General features: G+C 71.6%; 17 protein-coding genes. 13 read left to right on the top strand and 4 right to left on the bottom strand.

Translation table 11 applies throughout. From position 1 onward, the window contains the following. The first annotated feature begins 80 nt into the window (after positions 1 to 80). The 7 genes from rsmD (at position 81) to mutM (ending at position 5198) form a co-directional block, all read left to right on the top strand. Entirely contained in the window at positions 81 to 674 is a 594-nt protein-coding gene (rsmD, locus tag AC07GB_RS00410; RefSeq protein ID WP_478841000.1) for a 16S rRNA (guanine(966)-N(2))-methyltransferase RsmD, read from the top strand. 26 nt (positions 675 to 700) lie between these two features. Beyond that, positions 701 to 1180, top strand: coding sequence for a pantetheine-phosphate adenylyltransferase (gene coaD / locus AC07GB_RS00405; protein WP_478841397.1), 480 nt, complete (start codon positions 701 to 703; stop codon positions 1178 to 1180). Positions 1181 to 1240: 60 nt separating this feature from the next. After that, positions 1241 to 2338 carry an ATP synthase F0 subunit B gene (locus AC07GB_RS00400; protein WP_478840999.1) on the top strand — a complete coding sequence of 366 codons (1098 nt, stop codon included), beginning with the start codon at positions 1241 to 1243 and terminating at the stop codon, positions 2336 to 2338. Between the two features lie 89 nt (positions 2339 to 2427). Next, positions 2428 to 3189, top strand: a complete 762-nt coding sequence (locus AC07GB_RS00395) for a YceD family protein (RefSeq protein WP_478840998.1) — start codon at positions 2428 to 2430, stop codon at positions 3187 to 3189. Positions 3190 to 3191: 2 nt separating this feature from the next. Continuing rightward, complete coding sequence (rpmF, locus tag AC07GB_RS00390) at positions 3192 to 3365, top strand: 50S ribosomal protein L32 (RefSeq protein WP_030676011.1); 174 nt, start codon at positions 3192 to 3194, stop codon at positions 3363 to 3365. 7 nt (positions 3366 to 3372) lie between these two features. After that, entirely contained in the window at positions 3373 to 4200 is an 828-nt protein-coding gene (rnc, locus tag AC07GB_RS00385) for a ribonuclease III (protein ID WP_478840997.1), read from the top strand. 131 nt (positions 4201 to 4331) lie between these two features. Next, entirely contained in the window at positions 4332 to 5198 is an 867-nt protein-coding gene (gene mutM / locus AC07GB_RS00380; protein ID WP_478840996.1) for a bifunctional DNA-formamidopyrimidine glycosylase/DNA-(apurinic or apyrimidinic site) lyase, read from the top strand. On the opposite strand, the gene AC07GB_RS00375 is transcribed toward mutM, so the two are convergent. Continuing rightward, positions 5165 to 5578, bottom strand: coding sequence for a winged helix-turn-helix transcriptional regulator (locus tag AC07GB_RS00375; RefSeq protein WP_478840995.1), 414 nt, complete (start codon positions 5576 to 5578; stop codon positions 5165 to 5167). The genes mutM and AC07GB_RS00375 overlap by 34 nt on opposite strands. Before the next feature lie 133 nt (positions 5579 to 5711). Here AC07GB_RS00375 and AC07GB_RS00370 point away from each other — a divergent pair, with 133 nt between their 5' ends. Beyond that, positions 5712 to 6302: a flavodoxin family protein gene (locus AC07GB_RS00370; protein WP_478840994.1), complete on the top strand. Its 591-nt coding sequence runs from the start codon at positions 5712 to 5714 to the stop codon at positions 6300 to 6302. Positions 6303 to 6332: 30 nt separating this feature from the next. On the opposite strand, the gene AC07GB_RS00365 is transcribed toward AC07GB_RS00370, so the two are convergent. Continuing rightward, positions 6333 to 7379, bottom strand: a complete 1047-nt coding sequence (locus AC07GB_RS00365) for a CAP domain-containing protein (RefSeq protein ID WP_478840993.1) — start codon at positions 7377 to 7379, stop codon at positions 6333 to 6335. A gap of 161 nt (positions 7380 to 7540) precedes the next feature. Between AC07GB_RS00365 and AC07GB_RS00360 the strand changes: the two genes are divergently transcribed. The 4 genes from AC07GB_RS00360 to AC07GB_RS00345 all read left to right on the top strand — a co-directional run bounded on the left by AC07GB_RS00360 (position 7541) and on the right by AC07GB_RS00345 (position 14164). Next, positions 7541 to 7822: an acylphosphatase gene (locus AC07GB_RS00360; RefSeq protein ID WP_478840992.1), complete on the top strand. Its 282-nt coding sequence runs from the start codon at positions 7541 to 7543 to the stop codon at positions 7820 to 7822. A 395-nt stretch (positions 7823 to 8217) separates the two neighbouring features. Beyond that, positions 8218 to 8421 carry a hypothetical protein gene (locus tag AC07GB_RS00355; RefSeq protein ID WP_030675993.1) on the top strand — a complete coding sequence of 68 codons (204 nt, stop codon included), beginning with the start codon at positions 8218 to 8220 and terminating at the stop codon, positions 8419 to 8421. A 403-nt stretch (positions 8422 to 8824) separates the two neighbouring features. Further along, positions 8825 to 12394 (top strand): chromosome segregation protein SMC, encoded by a 3570-nt coding sequence (gene smc, locus AC07GB_RS00350; protein ID WP_478840991.1) that lies wholly within the window; start codon positions 8825 to 8827, stop codon positions 12392 to 12394. Positions 12395 to 12736: 342 nt separating this feature from the next. Further along, on the top strand, positions 12737 to 14164 hold the full coding sequence (locus tag AC07GB_RS00345; RefSeq protein WP_478840990.1) for a sugar porter family MFS transporter: 1428 nt from the start codon (positions 12737 to 12739) through the stop codon (positions 14162 to 14164). On the opposite strand, the gene AC07GB_RS00340 is transcribed toward AC07GB_RS00345, so the two are convergent. Both AC07GB_RS00340 and AC07GB_RS00335 read right to left on the bottom strand, forming a co-directional pair. Beyond that, positions 14161 to 15189: an LLM class flavin-dependent oxidoreductase gene (locus AC07GB_RS00340; RefSeq protein WP_478840989.1), complete on the bottom strand. Its 1029-nt coding sequence runs from the start codon at positions 15187 to 15189 to the stop codon at positions 14161 to 14163. The two genes, AC07GB_RS00345 and AC07GB_RS00340, sit on opposite strands and share 4 nt — an antisense overlap. A 122-nt stretch (positions 15190 to 15311) precedes the next feature. Then, positions 15312 to 16772: a purine-cytosine permease family protein gene (locus AC07GB_RS00335; protein WP_478840988.1), complete on the bottom strand. Its 1461-nt coding sequence runs from the start codon at positions 16770 to 16772 to the stop codon at positions 15312 to 15314. Between the two features lie 204 nt (positions 16773 to 16976). Here AC07GB_RS00335 and ftsY point away from each other — a divergent pair, with 204 nt between their 5' ends. After that, positions 16977 to 18197: a signal recognition particle-docking protein FtsY gene (ftsY, locus tag AC07GB_RS00330; protein ID WP_478840987.1), complete on the top strand. Its 1221-nt coding sequence runs from the start codon at positions 16977 to 16979 to the stop codon at positions 18195 to 18197. Positions 18198 to 18290 lie beyond the last annotated feature (93 nt).

Here is an 18290-nt window from a genome sequence, read left to right as displayed (position 1 = left end):
CCCGCCCCGGGGCCCACCGCATGTCCCACCCCGGGCCCCGCCCCGGGCTCCCCTCGCAGCCGAAGGACGCAGAGACCCAGATGACCCGCGTGATCGCCGGTACGGCCGGCGGGCGCCGCCTCGCCGTCCCGCCGGGCAACGGCACCCGGCCCACATCGGACCGCGCCCGCGAAGGCCTGTTCTCCACCTGGCAGGCCCTCCAGGGCACGCTCGACGGCGCCCGCGTCCTCGACCTGTACGCGGGCTCGGGAGCCGTCGCCCTGGAGGCGCTGTCCCGGGGCGCCGCGCACGCCCTGCTCGTCGAGGCCGACGCCCGCGCGGTGCGCACCATCCGGGACAACGTACGGGCGATCGGCCTGCCCGGCGCCGACGTGAGAGCGGGAAAAGCCGCTCACGTCATCCGGGAAAGCACCCCTGCCGCCCCCTATGACCTGGTGTTTCTCGACCCCCCCTACGCCGTGGGGGACGACGATCTCCGGGAGATCCTGCTCACACTCCGCTCGGGAAGCTGGCTCGCGGACGACGCGCTCGTCACCGTTGAACGCAGTACGAGAGGCGGAATCTTCGACTGGCCCGACGGCTTCGAGCAGCTGAGGTCCCGTCGCTACGGCGAAGGCACGTTTTGGTACGGTCGCGCCGCCTCTACGTGCGACGAACAAGAAATCGCGCCATGACCCGACCGGAGAGCGAGGGACTTCCGTTGCGCCGCGCCGTCTGTCCGGGGTCGTTCGACCCCATCACCAATGGACACCTGGACATCATCGCCCGCGCCTCCAAGCTGTACGACGTCGTGCACGTCGCGGTGATGATCAATATGTCGAAGAAGGGCCTCTTCGAGATCGAGGAGCGCATCGACCTGATCCGTCAGGTCACCCACGAGTTCGGCAACGTGGAAGTGGAGTCGTTCCACGGCCTGCTGGTGGACTTCTGCAAGGAGCGCGACATCCCGGCCATCGTCAAGGGCCTGCGCGCGGTCAGCGACTTCGACTACGAACTGCAGATGGCCCAGATGAACAACGGCCTCTCCGGCGTCGAGACGCTGTTCGTGCCCACCAACCCCGCCTACAGCTTCCTCTCCTCCTCGCTCGTCAAGGAGGTCGCGTCCTGGGGCGGCGACATCGCGCACCTCGTTCCCCCGGTCGTGCTGGAAGCCCTCAACAAGCGCCTCGCCAAGGGCTGATCAGGGGCTACAGTCGTCCCGTCCGTCTCCCAACCAGCTGTAGAGAGTGGCGAGCCCGCGGTGGACGTGCAGAAGAAGATCGACGAGATCGTCGAGACGGTCGGCAGCGCCAAGTCCATGCCCATGTCCGCCTCCTGCGTGGTCAACCGCGCGCAGCTCCTCGCCATGCTGGAGGAGGTGCGCCAGGCCCTGCCGGGCTCCCTCGCCCAGGCCCAGGAGCTGATCGGCGGCCGTGAGCAGCTCGTCGAGCGGGCCCGGCAGGAGGCGGAGCGGATCATCGAGTCCGCGCACGCCGAGCGCGGCTCGCTGATCTCGGACACGGAGGTCGCGCGCCGCTCCCAGGGCGAGGCCGACCGCATCGTCACCGAGGCCCGCAAGGACGCCGAGGAGATCCGCGCCGAGGCCGAGGACTACGTGGACTCCAAGCTCGCCAACTTCGAGGTCGTCCTCACCAAGACCCTCGGCTCCGTCGGCCGCGGCCGCGAGAAGCTCCTCGGCACAGGGCCCGGCCTGGACGAGCACGGCTACGAGGACGAGGACGCCCCCGAGCGCAGCCACGACCCCGAGACGCTGCGCCGCGACGCCGACGCGTACGTGGACGCCAAGCTCGGCGCCTTCGAGGCGGTCCTCGCCAAGACCCTGGAGGCCGTCGGCCGGGGCCGCCAGAAGCTCCAGGGCCGCGCCCCCGCGGCCGAGCTGAGCGAGCTGGGCCACGCCGACACCGACCGCGCGGGCCACACCTCCGACGCCGACTACCTCGCGGACCTCGCCGAGACCCCCGAGCCCTCCCGGAGCGCACCGGCCGCCCCGAGCGCCCCCGCCGCACCCCGCGTCCCCGCCCAGGAGCCCTACGCTCCGCCGCGCCCCGACCACCGGCCCGATCCGTACGCCTACGACCAGCAGGGTCAGTACGGTCACCAGGACCCGTACGGCGGGCAGGACCCGTACGCCTACCAGCAGCCCTACGGCCAGCAGGATCCGTACGGCTACCCGCAGGACCCGTACGCGTACCAGCGGCAGGACTACGCCCCGCAGCAGGCGCAGGGCCACGGCGGGGGCGGGCAGCACCCCGCCCCCGCCGTGCTCGACGAGACCAGCCTCTTCGACACCACGATGATCAGCGCGGAGCAGCTGCGCCAGTACGAGCAGGGGCGCTGAGGCCCGTCGCGCCCGGGTCCGGCCGGTTCACAAGGGCCGGATTGGGACGAGAGCGAATGGTCCAGTATCCTGGCTCTTCGGTCGCGCATATGTCCGCGATCAGCGCTGCCCGCTCAGGCCTCGGTATCCGAGGCGTCCGCGTGGTGGCCCCCTTGCCCCATCCCAGGATCTCGAAAGCAGGAAAAGCCCTGAGTACGCGCCTCGACCACCGCAACCCCCTCGTGTTCGACACGCACGAGCTGGGTCGGCGTCCCGGTGCCATGCAGCGGCTGACCCGCACCATCGACGCTCCCGGTGCCCCGGCGCCGTTCGGTGTCGAGGGTGTCATCGGAGTGCCCGAGGGCGCTCCGGTGGAGCTGGAGATCCGTCTGGAGTCGGTCATGGAAGGGGTGCTTGTCACAGGCACCGCCCGTGCATCGGCCAAGGGGGAGTGCGTAAGGTGTCTGGAGCCGCTCGAGCTGGCGCTCGACGCGGACTTCCAGGAGATGTTCTCGTACCCTGACGCCGACGACCGGGGCCGCGCAGCGGAACCGGCCGACGACGCCGGGGAATCCGCGGAAAACGAGGACAGGCTCTTTCTCGAGGACGGCATGTTCGACCTCGAGCCCGTGCTGCGTGATGCGGTGGTGCTCGCACTGCCGATGCAGCCGGTGTGCCAGGAAGACTGTGAGGGTCTGTGCTCCGAATGCGGAGCGCGGCTCACGGACGACCCGGACCACCACCACGACGCCGTCGACATCCGTTGGGCGGCACTGCAGGGACTCGCCGAATCCATCAAGGGCGGCGAGAAGGACGAGATGAGCGGCGGCGCGCCTCGATCAGCGCACGCCGACGAGAAGCAGGAGAAGTAGCCGTGGCTGTTCCGAAGCGGAAGATGTCGCGCAGCAACACGCGCCACCGCCGGTCGCAGTGGAAGGCTGCGGTCACCCCCCTGGTTTCGTGTGAGCGTTGCCAGGAGCCCAAGCAGCAGCACATCGCGTGCCCGTCTTGCGGCACCTACAACAAGCGCCAGGTCCTCGAGGTCTGAGCGGCTGGTGAGAGGCGCTGTGTCTAGCCCTAAGAAGGCGGAAGACGCCAAGATGGCAGACAGCAACAACGCGGCCTCGCCCCACACGCTTCTGGAAGGGCGGCTCGGGTATCAGCTCGAGTCCGCCCTTCTGGTGCGTGCGCTGACCCACCGTTCGTACGCGTACGAGAACGGCGGCCTGCCGACGAACGAGCGCCTGGAGTTCCTCGGGGACTCCGTGCTCGGCCTCGTCGTCACGGACACGCTGTACCGCACCCACCCCGACCTGCCCGAAGGCCAGCTGGCCAAGTTGCGGGCCGCGGTGGTCAACTCGCGTGCGCTTGCGGAGGTGGGCCGCGGGCTCGACCTGGGCTCCTTCATCCGGCTCGGCCGGGGCGAAGAGGGCACGGGCGGCCGGGACAAGGCCTCCATCCTCGCCGACACCCTCGAAGCGGTGATCGGCGCGGTCTATCTGGACCAGGGACTCGACGCGGCGAGCGAGCTGGTGCACCGGCTCTTCGACCCGCTGATCGAGAAGTCCTCGAACCTCGGTGCCGGCCTGGACTGGAAGACCAGCCTCCAGGAGCTGACCGCGATGGAGAGCCTCGGCGTGCCCGAGTATCTCGTCACGGAGAGCGGACCGGATCACGAGAAGACCTTCACTGCTGCCGCCCGCGTCGGAGGCGTCTCGTACGGCACCGGCACCGGCCGCAGCAAGAAGGAAGCGGAGCAGCAGGCCGCGGAGTCCGCGTGGCGTGCGATCCGCTCGGCCGCGGACGAGCGCGCCAAGGCCGCCGAGAGCGGCAAGCCGGACGACGACGGCGACGACGGCCCGACGGCCGCCGCGACCGCCTGACCTCAGGCTCGACGCACCCCCGCCGGACTTGGTCCGGCGGGGGTGCTCGTCGTGGTGCATCCCCCGGCGGCGGCCCCGCGCCCGCGCGGTACGCTGCCGGGACCATCAGCGCGTCCCGCTTAAGGAGTGCCGTGCCCGAGCTGCCCGAGGTAGAGGTCGTGCGGCGGGGGCTCGCGCGGTGGGTGGCGGACCGGCTCGTCGCCGAGGTCGAGGTGCTGCATCCGCGTGCCGTCCGGCGGCACATCGCGGGCGCGGACGACTTCGCGCACCGGCTGAAGGGCCACCGCATCGGCGCCCCGAGCCGCCGCGGCAAATATCTGTGGCTCCCGGTCGAGGACACCGGCAGCGCCGTGCTCGCGCATCTGGGCATGAGCGGGCAACTGCTCGTGAAGACCCAAGACGCCCCCGACGAGAAGCACTTGAGGATCCGAGTGCGCTTCGCCGACACGGTCGGCACCGAGCTGCGCTTCGTCGACCAGCGCACCTTCGGCGGCCTCTCGCTGCACGACACCACCCCGGACGGCCTGCCCGACGTCATCGCGCACATCGCCCGCGACCCGCTGGACGAGCACTTCGACGCCGACGTCTTCCACCAGGCACTGCGCCGCAGCCGTACGACCATCAAGCGCGCCCTGCTGAACCAGTCGCTGATCAGCGGCGTCGGCAACATCTACGCGGACGAGGCGCTCTGGCGCGCCCGGCTGCACTACGAGCGCCCCACCGCGACCTTCACCCGCCCGCGGACGATGGAACTCCTCGGTCACGTACGGGACGTGATGAACGCGGCGCTCGCCGTCGGCGGCACCAGCTTCGACAGCCTCTACGTGAACGTGAACGGGGAGTCCGGGTACTTCGACCGGTCCCTGGACGCGTACGGCCGCGAGGGCGAGCCGTGCCGCCGGTGCGGCACGCTCATGCGCCGGCGGCCCTGGATGAACCGGTCCAGCTACTTCTGCCCCCGCTGTCAGCGCCCGCCGAGGCCGTCGCGGCTGTCATAGGCCCGCTGGGCCTCGGCGACGGTGTCCTGGGCGCCCTCCACGAAGCGGATGAGGGCCAGCAGGCGCTCGGCGATCTGCCGGCCGAGGGGCGTGAGCCGGTAGTCCACGCGCGGCGGGTTGGTGGGCTGCGCCTCGCGGTGCACCAGGCCGTCCCGCTCCAGGGCGTGCAGCGTCTGCGACAGCATCTTCTCGCTCACGCCGTCGACACGGCGGCGCAGTTCGTTGAACCGGAACGTGCCGTCGTGCAGCGCGCCGAGCGTCAGCGCGCCCCAGCGTCCCGTGACATGTTCGAGCGTGGTCCGCGAGGGACAGTTCCGGGCGAAGACGTCGTACGCCAGATCCAGGTCGGAGGCCGTCTCGGCGGGTGCGGTGGAGTCCATAGCACAAGCGTACGCGGACGCAGCGCTCACCACGAGATTGCGCTAACTAGAAGTTAGTGCTTTCCTTGGTGCAGCGGTGAGCTGCCTGTGCGCCGCCGTCGTCCCCACACCTGCCCGATCGAGGAGCACCCCCATGTCCAGCCCCGTCGTCGCGATCGCCTACCACTCCGGCTTCGGCCACACCGCTGTCATCGCCGAGGCCGTACGCGCCGGTGCCGCCGACGCCGGCGCCACCGTGCACCTGGTCGAGGTCGACGAGATCACCGAGGCCCAGTGGAAGCTCCTGGACTCCGCCGACGCGATCGTCTTCGGCTCGCCCACCTACATGGGCACCGCGTCCGGCGCCTTCCACGTCTTCGCGGAAGCCTCCTCCAAGCGCTGGTTCACCCGCGCCTGGCAGGACAAGATCGCCGCGGGCTTCACCAACTCGGCGTCCAAGAGCGGTGACAAGCTGCACACGCTCCAGTACTTCCAGACGCTCGCCGCGCAGCAGGGCATGCACTGGGTGAACCTCGGCCTGCTCCCGGGCTGGAACTCCTCCACGGGCTCCGAGAACGACCTCAACCGCCTCGGCTTCTTCGCGGGCGCCGCCGCCCAGACCAACGCGGACGAGGGCCCGGAGGCCGTGCACAAGGCAGACGTCGCCACGGCCGAGCACCTCGGCCGGCGCGTCACGGAGACCGCGCGCGTGTTCGCCGCGGGCCGCACCGCCGTCGCGGCCTGAAGCCAAGGCCTGGCCGGGCTCCGCGCGCCCTCAGAAGCCGAAGTCCTGCGTCCACCACGGGCCGCCGGGCGCGAAGTGCGCGCCGACGCCGAGGGTCTTGTAGTCGCAGTTGAGGATGTTCGCGCGGTGGCCCGGGCTGTTCATCCAGGCGTCCATCACGGCCTGGGCGTCGGCCTGGCCCCGGGCGATGTTCTCCCCGCCGAGGTCCTTGATCCCGGCCTTCTCGGCGCGGTCCCACGGGGTCGCGCCGTCCGGGTCGGTGTGCGAGAAGAAGCCGCGCTCGGCCATGTCCGCGCTGAACCCCTCGGCGAGCGCCGCGAGCCGGTCGTCCGCGCTCACGGGGCGGCAGCCGACCTTGGCACGCTCCTCGTTGACCAGCGCGAGCACCTGGGCCTCGGCGGAGCTGTCTCCCGTGGACGGCTCGGGTCGGGGCGCGGGCGGGGTGGGCTTCGGCCCGTCGGCGCGCGGCGGGGCGGGCTTCTCGGGCTTCTCCTGCGGGGGCTCGGCGCGGTCGGCGCGGTCGGCCTCGTCCCGCTCCTTGCCCTGGGACGGCTCGGGCGCGGGCTTCTTCGACGGCTTCGCGGACGGCTTGTCGCTGGACGGCGAGGGCGCCGGGGCCGGGGCCTTCGCGCGCCCCGTGCCGGGCGTCGGCGACGGGCCGCGCCCGGCGGTGCCGGAGTCGCCGCCCTGCGGGTCGAGGCCCGAGGGGGAGCTGGTGGAGCGGATGGCGCTGGTGTCGTCGCCCCCGCCGAAGGAGTACGTGTCGCCGCCGGGCAGCAGCCCCGAGGCGACCGCGACGGCGCCCATGGCGACGGCGGCGGAGACCCCGAGAAGGCCGGTGCGCACCGGCGTGGCCGCACGGGCCTTGCGCCGGTGCGAGCGCGGCCGGGACCGCGCCCCGGCGTCGAAGGCGTCGTCGGGGCCGTAGGTGTGGATCGGCCCCACCGGGGTAGCTGGGGGAGCAGGGGTCCTGGCAGACCCGGCAGCCCCGGGGGTCTCAGTGGAGTCGGACGGGTTCGCGTGATCGGCACGGCCGGTGGCGGCGCGGCCGGCGGCGGAGCGTCGGTGGCGTCCCATGTCCTGGCCTTTCGTCGAGACGCCCGGTCATGTGCCCCGGCGTCGTCCTGACGGTCCACGTGACTCGCCCGTACGGGTGAGACGCGTCGAGTCGCGACTGTACGCGATGGCATAAGGGGGCGAAGTGCTCCCTGTGCAATTGGCCGGTTAGCGTGCACCTTATGAACGAAGAAGTCCGGCTCACCGCCTGGGTGCGCGGCCGTGTGCAAGGCGTGGGATTCCGCTGGTTCACGCGGGCCAGGGCCCTGGAGATCGGCGACCTGAGTGGTTTTGCTCTCAATCTCGACGACGGCCGCGTGCAAGTGGTCGCCGAGGGCCCCCGAGCCGCGTGCGAAGCGCTCCTCGACTGGCTCCAGAGGGGCGACACTCCCGGCCGGGTCGACGGTGTGACTGAGATCTGGGCCACGCCGCGAGGCGGCTACGACTCGTTCGCGATTCGCTGACGCGGCGCTCCCGCGGGGTCGCGGCACGGGTGGTCCTGCTGGGGTCCCGGCAGCTGTCCGGGGCAAAAAAGGCCTGGTGATTGCCAAGAAGCCCTTGCCGTGGCAGGCTCCGCGGGTAAGGATGATCTCCACACCCCCAGGGCCCCGAAGGAGAGGCACCGCAGCGGGTTCGACCGCCGTGTGCCCCCGGGTTGCCCGTCAATACGGGGTGTGATCGTGTTGACCGTCAAACTTTTTGGTGAGACGCTGGAAGCCCCGCGCATCCTCGCTGTTTGGCATGTGAGAACGGCCAAGTAAGACCCAGCAAGAACCGAAAAGTGCCAAGCACCGCGGGTGCGATTCCCTCACGACCCACACCGATTCGGTCGGTCACTCAGTGTGGAGGACCATCCATCATGGCAAAGGCGCTTCTCGGTTACGTCGGCGGCAGCGACCCGCGACTTCTCGCCGAGATGCGACGGCTCCAGCAGCGCGTCCAGGATCTGGAATCCGAGCTGGTCAGGATCCAGGCGGAGAACGACGCGCTGACGGCTGCCGCTTCTCACGAATCGCTCCTGGAGAGCATCGACGTACCCCAGGCGGAGCCTGCGCTCACCTGACCCACGCCACGCCGGGCCCGGCACTCCGTGCGCGTCTGTGACGTACTCCCGCGCGGCGCCACCTGCGCGGGAGGTGCGGAGCGGCCGCGCGCCCGGTGCGACGTGGTCTAGATGCCCGTATCAACCGCTTGACCAAAGAACTCTGCTTAAAGAGATCTGCAAGGGACGCTTCGGCGTCCCTTCTTCTTTTGTCGTCCGCGGGTCCTGTGCCGTCGTCCGCAGGTCGTGGGGGAGGGGGGCGGTCGGGAGCCGGATACCGAACGGTCAAGCCATGCCCTGGACTTGGCTCTCCATACCCCGGTGCGAGGTCATTCCTTAACTCTGATGTGCCCTGCACCTTCCTCCGTGAAACGGCCCGCACGTTCCCTCGGTGAACTCGCGGCGAAAGGTAGAGTCCAGCGGCGTGCACCTCAAGGCCCTGACACTGCGCGGCTTCAAGTCCTTCGCGTCCGCCACGACACTGAAGTTCGAGCCGGGCATCACCTGCGTCGTCGGACCCAACGGCTCCGGCAAGTCCAACGTCGTGGACGCGCTGAGCTGGGTCATGGGCGAGCAGGGCGCCAAGTCGCTGCGCGGCGGCAAGATGGAGGACGTGATCTTCGCGGGCACCACGGGCCGCCCGCCGCTCGGCCGCGCCGAGGTCTCCCTCACCATCGACAACTCCGACGGCGCGCTGCCCATCGAGTACGCCGAGGTCACCATCACGCGGATCATGTTCCGCAACGGCGGCAGCGAGTACCAGATCAACGGCGACACCTGCCGCCTCCTCGACATCCAGGAGCTGCTGTCCGACTCCGGCATCGGCCGCGAGATGCACGTCATCGTCGGCCAGGGCCAGCTCGACTCGGTGCTGCACGCCGACCCCATGGGCCGCAGGGCCTTCATCGAGGAGGCCGCGGGCGTCCTCAAGCACCGCAAGCGCAAGGAGAAGGCGCTGCGGAAGCTGGACGCGATGCAGGCCAACCTCGCCCGGGTGCAGGACCTCACCGACGAGCTGCGCCGCCAGCTCAAGCCGCTCGGGCGGCAGGCCGCCGTCGCGCGCCGCGCCGCCGTCATCCAGGCCGACCTGCGCGACGCCCGCCTGCGGCTGCTCGCCGACGACCTGGTCGGCCTGCGCGACGCCCTGAACGCCGAGGTCGCCGACGAGGCCGCGCTCAAGGCCCGCCGGGACGCCGCCGAGGCGGAGCTGAAGGCCGCGCTGACCCGCGAGGCCCAGCTGGAGGACGAGGTGCGGCAGCTCACGCCGCGGCTCCAGCGCGCCCAGCAGACCTGGTACGAGCTGTCGCAGCTGGCCGAGCGGGTGCGCGGCACCGTCTCGCTCGCCGACGCCCGGGTCACCAGCGCCACCGCCGCGCCCGCCGAGGAGCGGCGCGGCCGTGACCCGGAGGACATGGAGCGCGAGGCCGCCCGCGTCCGCGAGCAGGAGGCGGAACTGGAGGCCGCCCTTGAGGCCGCCCAGCACGCCCTCGACGACACCGTCGCGCACCGGGCGGACCTGGAGCGGGAACTGGCCGCCGAGGAACGGCGCCTGAAGGACGTCGCGCGGGCGATCGCCGACCGGCGCGAAGGCCTCGCGCGCCTCGCAGGACAGGTCAACGCGGCGCGCTCGCGGGCCGCCTCCGCCCAGGCCGAGATCGACCGGCTCGCCCTGGCGCGGGACGGGGCAAAGGAGCGGGCCGCCGCGGCGCAGGAGGAGTACGAGCAGCTCAAGGCCGAGGTCGACGGGCTCGACGCGGGCGACGCGGAGCTGGGCGAGCGGCACGAGGAGGCCCGCCGCGCCCTCGCCGACGCCGAGGCCGCGCTGACGGCGGCCCGGGAGGCGGCCACCGCCGCGGAGCGCAAGCGGGCCGCCGTCGCCGCCCGGCACGAGGCGCTCGCGCTCGGGCTGCGCCGCAAGGACGGCTCGGGCGCGCTGCTCGCCGCGCGGGACCGGCTCACCGGCCTTCTCGGCCCCGCGGCGGAACTCCTCTCCGTCGCGCCGGGCTACGAGGTGCCGGTGGCGGCGGCGTTCGGCGCTGCGGCGGACGCCATCGCCGTGACCACGCCCGCGGCCGCCGCAGAAGCGATCCGCCTGCTGCGCAAGCAGGACGCGGGCCGGGCCGCGCTGCTGCTCGCGGGCGCCGCCGGCGCCGCGGGCGCCGAGGGCGCGGGCCAGGGGGCCGCGGGTGACGGGCCGCCCCGCGCCGCCGACCTCGTACGCGGACCCGCCGAACTGCTGCCCGCCGTGCGGCGGCTGCTGCGCGGGATCGTCGTCGTCGGCACCCTGGAGGACGCCGAGGACCTGGTGTACGCGCACCCGGAGCTGACCGCGGTCACCGCCGAGGGCGATCTGCTCGGGGCGCACTTCGCGCAGGGCGGATCCGCGGGCGCGCCCAGCCTCCTGGAGGTGCAGGCCTCGGTGGACGAGGCCGCCGCCGAGCTGGCCGAACTCGGCGTGGCGTGCGAGGAGTTGGCACGGGAGCAGCGGGCCGCGGACGAGCGGCGCCGGGAGTGCGCCGCGCTCGTCGAGGAGCTGGGGGAGCGGCGGCGCGCAGCCGACCGGGAGAAGTCCGCCGTCGCCCAGCGGCTCGGCAGCCTGGCGGGGCAGGCGCGCGGCGCCGCCGGTGAGGCCGAGCGGTCCGCGGCGGCCGCCGCCGCGGCCCAGGAGGCCCTGGAGAAGGCGCGCTGGGAGGTCGAGGAGCTGGCCGAGCGGCTCGCCGTGGCCGAGGAGACACCGGCCGACGAGGAGCCGGACACCGGGGCCCGCGACCGGCTCGCCGCCGACGGCGCCAACGCGCGGCAGACCGAGATGGAGGCCCGCCTCCAGGTCCGTACGCACGAGGAGCGGGTGAAGGGGCTCGCCGGGCGAGCCGAATCGCTCGACCGGGCCGCCCGCGCCGAGCGCGAGGCACGCGCGCGTGCGGAGCGGCACCGGGCCAGGCTGCGGCACGAGGCCGCCGTGGCCGGGGCCGTCGCGTCCGGCGCCCGCCAGCTGCTCGCGCACGTCGAGGTGTCCCTGGCCCGCGCGGACGCGGAGCGGGCGGCGGCCGAGCGGGCCAGGGAGGTGCGCGAGCTGGACCTCGCCGCCGCGCGGAACCAGGGGCGCGACCTCAAGGCGGAACTCGACAAACTCACGGATTCGGTTCACCGGGGCGAGGTACTCGGCGCGGAGAAGCGGCTGCGGATCGAGCAGCTGGAGACCAAGGCGCTGGAGGAGCTAGGTGTGGAACCGGCGGGGCTCGTGGCCGAGTACGGGCCCGATCAGCTCGTGCCGCCCTCGCCCCCCGCCGAGGGCGAGGAGCTGCCCGACGACCCGGAGCATCCGCGCCATCAGCCGCGCCCGTACGACCGTGCCGAGCAGGAGAAGCGGCTGAGGTCAGCCGAACGGGCGTACCAGCAGCTGGGAAAGGTCAACCCGCTCGCCCTTGAGGAGTTCGCGGCCCTGGAGGAGCGTCACAAGTTCCTCTCCGAGCAGCTGGAGGACCTGAAGAAGACCCGCGCCGACCTGCTCCAGGTGGTCAAGGAGGTCGACGAGCGCGTCGAGCAGGTCTTCACCGAGGCCTACCGGGACACGGCCCGGGAGTTCGAGGGGGTCTTCAGCCGGCTCTTCCCCGGCGGCGAGGGGCGTCTCGTCCTGACCGACCCCGACAACATGCTCGCCACGGGTGTCGACGTCGAGGCCCGGCCGCCCGGCAAGAAGGTCAAGCGGCTCTCGCTGCTCTCCGGCGGCGAGCGGTCGCTGACGGCCGTGGCGCTGCTCGTGTCGATCTTCAAGGCGCGGCCCAGCCCGTTCTACGTGATGGACGAGGTCGAGGCGGCGCTCGACGACACCAACCTCCAGCGGCTCATCCGCATCATGCAGGAGCTTCAGGAGGCCTCGCAGCTCGTCGTGATCACGCACCAGAAGCGCACGATGGAGGTCGCGGACGCGCTGTACGGCGTGTCGATGCAGGGCGACGGCGTCTCCAAGGTGATCAGCCAGCGCCTGCGCTGAGCGCGGCGGGCTCCTGCGCCGAGCGCGGTGGGCTCCTGCGCTGAGCGTGGGCGGCGTCTGCGCTGAGCACCGTCGTGGCCCGCGCTGAGCCCCGTCGGCGCCCGTGCGCCGAAGCCTTCCCCCGCCCTTTCTTGATCAACTTCATTCCGCTTCAACTCTTGAAGTCAAACCGTGACCGGTGTGGATTCAACTGGTTGTTAACGAACTATTGACTTCGAAACTTGAAGGCATAGTCTCTGCAACGTTGCTTTTACCTTCAGGTGGTGGGCGGCATGAAGTTGTGCGCCACTTGAAGAACTCGCCCCCACCCCGGCAGCGACGCCGGTGGCCCGAGGAGTACACGTGACCAGCACAGCGCAGCCGCCGACACCACGGGCCCGGGAGGCCCACCCGGACCATCTCGGCCATGTCATCTTCATCACGGCGGCAGCCGCGATGGGCGGATTCCTGTTCGGCTACGACAGTTCCGTGATCAACGGCGCGACGGTGGCCATCCAGCACCGGTTCGACGTGGACGCGAACCTGCTCGGCTGGATCATCGCCACCGCGCTGCTCGGCTGTGCCGTCGGTGCCGCCGTCGCCGGCCGCGTCGCGGACCGGATCGGCCGCATCCGCGTCATGCAGATCGCCGCGGTCCTGTTCGCGGCCAGCGCCATCGGCTCGGCCCTGCCCTTCGCCGCCTGGGACCTGACGGTGTGGCGCCTCATCGGCGGCATCGGCATCGGCATGGCCTCCGTGATCGGTCCGGCCTACATCGCCGAGGTCGCGCCGCCCGCCTACCGGGGCCGGCTCGCCTCCTTCCAGCAGGCCGCCATCGTCATCGGCATCGCCGTGTCGCAGCTGGTCAACTGGGGCATCCTGAACATGGCCGACGGCGACCAGCGCGGCAAGCTCGCGGGCCTGGAGGCCTGGCAGTGGATGCTCGGCGTCATGGTCGTCCCGGCCGTCCTCTACGGCCTGCTGTCCCTCGCGATCCCCGAGTCGCCGCGCTTCTTGATCTCCGTGGGCCGCGACGCCGAGGCCCGCAGGGTGCTCGCCGACGTCGAGGGCAAGGACGTCAACCTGGACCAGCGCGTCGCGGAGATCAAGCTGGGCATGCACAGCGAGCACAAGTCCACCTTCAAGGACCTGCTCGGCGGCAAGGCCGGCTTCCTGCCGATCATCTGGATCGGCATCGGACTCTCGGTCTTCCAGCAGCTCGTCGGCATCAACGTGATCTTCTACTACTCGAACCAGCTGTGGCAGTCGATCGGCAAGGACCCGTCCAGCTCGTTCCTGTACTCCTTCGAGACCTCGATCGTGAACATCGTCGGTACGGTGATCGCGATGGTCCTGGTCGACCGCATCGGCCGCAAGCCGCTCGCCCTGATCGGCTCCGCGGGCATGGCGGCGGCCCTGTTCACGATGGCGTGGGCGTTCTCGTACCGCAGCGGCTCCGGTGACGACGTCTCGCTGCCGCACGCGCAGGGCCTGGTCGCGATCATCGCCGCCAACGCCTTCGTGCTGTTCTTCGCCTTCTCCTGGGGCGTGGTGGTCTGGGTGCTCCTCGGCGAGATCTTCCCCAACCGCATCCGCGCGGCCGGTCTCGGCGTGGCCGCCTCCGCGCAGTGGCTGGCCAACTTCGCCATCACCAAGACCTTCCCGAGCATGTCCGAGTGGTCCCTGAGCGGCTCGTACATCATCTACGGCGCCTTCGCCGCGCTCTCGATCCCCTTCGTCATGAAGTTCGTCAAGGAGACGAAGGGCAAGACCCTGGAGGAGATGGGCTAAGACCCCGCTGCCCCCTCCTCCTGCGGAAAGCTGCCCCGGCTCAAGGACCCGATGTCCTTGAGCCGGGGCAGTACGTCTTCACCGAAGAGCCGCAGACCGCGCCAGCCCTCGTCCACCGGCATGCCGCCGGCCAGCGGGTGCAGCACCAGGCTCGGCGCGCCGGCCGCCGCGAGCGCCACGCACGCGTCCGGGGTGAGGATCCGGTACACGCCCTCCGCGCGCAGTTCCGCCACCGTCGTGGCCGCCGACCGCACCGCCGAGCGGACGCCGCCGGACTGCCAGGACGCGTAGGCGCGCGCCTCGTGCAGGAAGTGCTCGCCGTACGCCGCCCAGGCGCGGTCCGGATCCTGGGCGATGTGCAGCAGCGGAGTCTCGGCGGCGGGCATCGTGGTCCAGCCCTCGGTGCCGTACTCCGCGAGCCTCTCTCGGTAGTACGCCTCAAGGTCCGGCAGGTGCGCGCTCGGGAAGAACGGCAGGCCGAGCCGGGCCGCGCGCCGCGCCGCCGCCCGTGACGAGCCGCCCACCAGGAGCAGCGGATGGGGCCGGGTGCCCGGGCGCGGCGTCACGCGGACCCTGCGCCCGCGGAAGGTGAACTCCTCGCCGGTCCAGGCCTTCAGGAGGGTCTCCAGAAGCTCGTCCTGGAGCGCGCCGCGCCGGGACCAGTCGACGCCCAGGGCCGCGTACTCCTCGGGCCGGTAGCCGATGCCCGCCACCGTGACCAGGCGCCCGCCGCTGAGCAGGTCGAGCACGGCGATGTCCTCGGCGAGCCGCAGCGGGTCGTACAGGGGCCCGATGGCGGCCGAGACGGTGACGAGGACGCGCCGGGTGGCGCCGAACACCGCGCCGGCGAAGGCGAAGGGCGAGGGCAGCCAGTTGTTCGCGGCCCCGTGGTGCTCCTCGGTCTGGACGGTGGTGACCCCGCGGGCGTCGGCGTACGCGGCCATCTCCAGGGCGGCCCGGTAGCGCGCGCCCAGCTCCCGTGACGCCGGGTCGACGAGGTTGAAGCGGACGACTGTGACGGGCATGCGCGACGTCCCCCTTCACCGGGGCCCGCCGGAGCGGCGGGCCGTGGGCGGTGCAGGGGGACGCTAGCTGACGCAGTGTCAGATGAACAGGGGCGTACGGCGGTCGGGCCGCATCCCCGGGCTCACGCCTTGGTCGGGACCGGCTCGGCCTCGGCGGCCGGGGCCTTCGTGTCGCCCTCGGGGAGCGGCTGACGCGGCAGGAGCGCGTACAGTGCCGCGGCGACCAGGATCGTGACGAGCCAGCCGAGGCCGTTGCGGCCGATCCAGGACGTGGCGAGCGGGCCGCTGAACCAGTCGACCTTGGTGAAGAGCAGCCCCACGACGAGCGCGATGCCCCAGGCGGCCATGGCCTGCCAGGCGAAGCCCGCCTTGTACCAGTAGACGCTGGTGCGCGTGGTGTCCATCAGGCCCTCGCCGTCGTACGTCTTGCGGCGCAGCATGTCGATGCCGAAGACGCCGATCCAGGCGGAGAACGCCACGGCGAGCAGCGTGAGGAAGGAGATGAACGAGCCCATGAAGCTCGTCGCCACGTTCATCAGGAGGTAGCCGAAGATCAGGCTGATGATCGCGTTCACACTGACGGCCCACGCGCGCGGGACCTTGATGCCGAGGGTCATCGCGGTGAAGCCCGCCGAGTACATCGACATCGAGTTGATCAGCAGCATGCCGATGAGCGCCATGATCAGGTACGGCACGGCGATCCACGTCGGCAGCAGGTCGCCCAGGAAGGCGACCGGGTCCTGCGCGGAGGACAGGCTCGGCGTGGAGACGGCCATGACCGCGCCCATGAGGACCATCGGCACGACGACGATGGCGGCACCGCCGACGGCGTGGCCGACCAGCGGCTTGCTCGGCGCCGTGCGCGGCAGATAGCGGGTGAAGTCCGGGCCGGTGGGGACCCAGCTGATGCCGCCCGCGGCGATCGTGCCGATGCCCGCGATCATCATCGCGGTGGAGCCCGCGGGCTTGTCGAAGACCTGGGACCAGTCGGTGTTCTTCAGGAGGTAGACGAGCACCAGGACGCTGAACGCGCCGAAGAGGTACGTCGACCACTGGCTGCACACGTGCAGCACCTTGCGGCCGAGGCCCGAGATGAGGAACGTGGCGGCGACGAAGGCGAGCAGGGTGATGACCTTCAGTGCCGTGTTCGCCTGCACGTCGAAGCAGATGTCGAGCACGGTGAGGATCGCGTACGCGCCCGTGACCGCGTTGATCGTCTCCCAGCCCCAGCGGGCGACCCAGATCAGGGCGCCCGGGAAGAGGTTGCCGCGCTGGCCGAAGACCGCGCGCGAGAGCGTCATGCCCGGCGAACCGCCGCGCTTGCCCGCGATGGAGACCAGGCCCACCAGGCCGTAGCTCAGGACGGGCGAGACGAGGGCGACGATCAGGACCTGCCAGAAATTCAGCTCGTTCGAGACGATGAGGCCCGCGCCCATGGTGAGCAGCAGCACGCTGATGTTGGCGGCGACCCAGGTGGGGAACAGCTCTCGGGTCCGGCCGTGACGCTCGGAGTCGGGGACCGGCTCCAGACCCCGGGTCTCCAGGGCGCCTTCGTGTTCGGCGGTTTCGGCGGTGGTGCTCATGAGGGGGAGTTCCGTGCCTCTCGCTCGGTCTGCGTCGACGTTGTCGCAGCCGGTGGGGGTTTTCTTCGGATGGGACTCTACGCGCGTTGACGCTGCGTCTTCCATCGTACTTTAGTCCGAGTGATCCCGGCTAGTGGCCTATGTCTTTTAGAGGAAGCCACAAGAGGGGTCCGTCGGCGGGCCATGACTGATACTGGGTGGGTTATGGAAATCGTCATCCTCGCTGTAGTCATCGCCGTGGTCGTGGTCGGCGCGATCGGCGGGCTCGTCGTCGGCAGCCGCAAGAAGAAGCAGCTGCCGCCGTCCCAGGCCCCGTCGAGCACGCCCACCGTCACCGCACCCCCCGCCGAGCCGCACGTCGGCGACGAGGCCGAGACGCCGCGCGACGAGCCGCGCCGCACCATCGAGGAGGTGGACCTGCCGGTCGCCGATCCGTCGGCGTCCGCCCCCGTCGTGGTCGAGGAGCCCCCGGCTCCCGAGGCCCCGGAGATCGAGACCCCGGAGCCCGCCGCGGGCCGTCTGGTACGGCTGCGCGCCCGCCTGTCCCGGTCGCAGAACGCGCTGGGCAAGGGCCTGCTGACCCTGCTCTCCCGCGAGCACCTCGACGAGGACACCTGGGAGGAGATCGAGGACACCCTCCTCACCGCCGACGTCGGCGTCGCCCCCACCCAGGAGCTGGTCGAGCGGCTGCGCGAGCGCGTGAAGGTCCTCGGCACCCGCACCCCTCAGGAGCTGCGCACCCTGCTCCGCGAGGAGCTGCTGCACCTCGTCGGCACGGACTTCGACCGCGCCGTGAAGACCGAGTCCGGCCTGGAGACCCCGGGCATCGTGATGGTCGTCGGCGTGAACGGCACCGGCAAGACCACCACCACCGGCAAGCTCGCCCGCGTCCTCGTCGCCGACGGCCGCTCGGTCGTCCTCGGCGCCGCCGACACCTTCCGTGCCGCCGCCGCCGACCAGCTCCAGACCTGGGGCGAGCGCGTCGGCGCCCGTACCGTGCGCGGGCCCGAGGGCGGCGACCCGGCCTCCATCGCCTTCGACGCGGTCAAGGAGGGCATCACCGAGGGCGCCGACGTCGTGCTCATCGACACCGCGGGCCGCCTGCACACCAAGACCGGCCTGATGGACGAGCTGGGCAAGGTCAAGCGCGTCGTCGAGAAGCACGCCCCGCTCGACGAGGTGCTGCTCGTCCTGGACGCCACCACCGGCCAGAACGGCCTGGTGCAGGCCCGCGTCTTCGCGGAGGTCGTCGACATCACCGGCATCGTCCTCACCAAGCTCGACGGCACCGCCAAGGGCGGCATCGTCGTCGCCGTGCAGCGCGAGCTGGGCGTGCCGGTCAAGCTGGTGGGCCTGGGCGAGGGCGCGGACGACCTGGCGCCGTTCGAGCCCGAGGCCTTCGTCGATGCCCTTATCGGGGACTGAGCGCTCCGCCGCGTGGGCGGCGGAGTGGCTACGGGCCGCCTGTGTCCGGTCGCGCCGGCTCCTACGCCCCCTCGGGGGCGCTTCCGCGCCGGG

It is taken from the genome of Streptomyces sp. NPDC045778 (genome assembly GCF_056431945.1).
The sequence above is the reverse complement of the archived record's forward strand: the minus strand, read 5'-3'. Positions and strand labels throughout refer to the sequence as shown.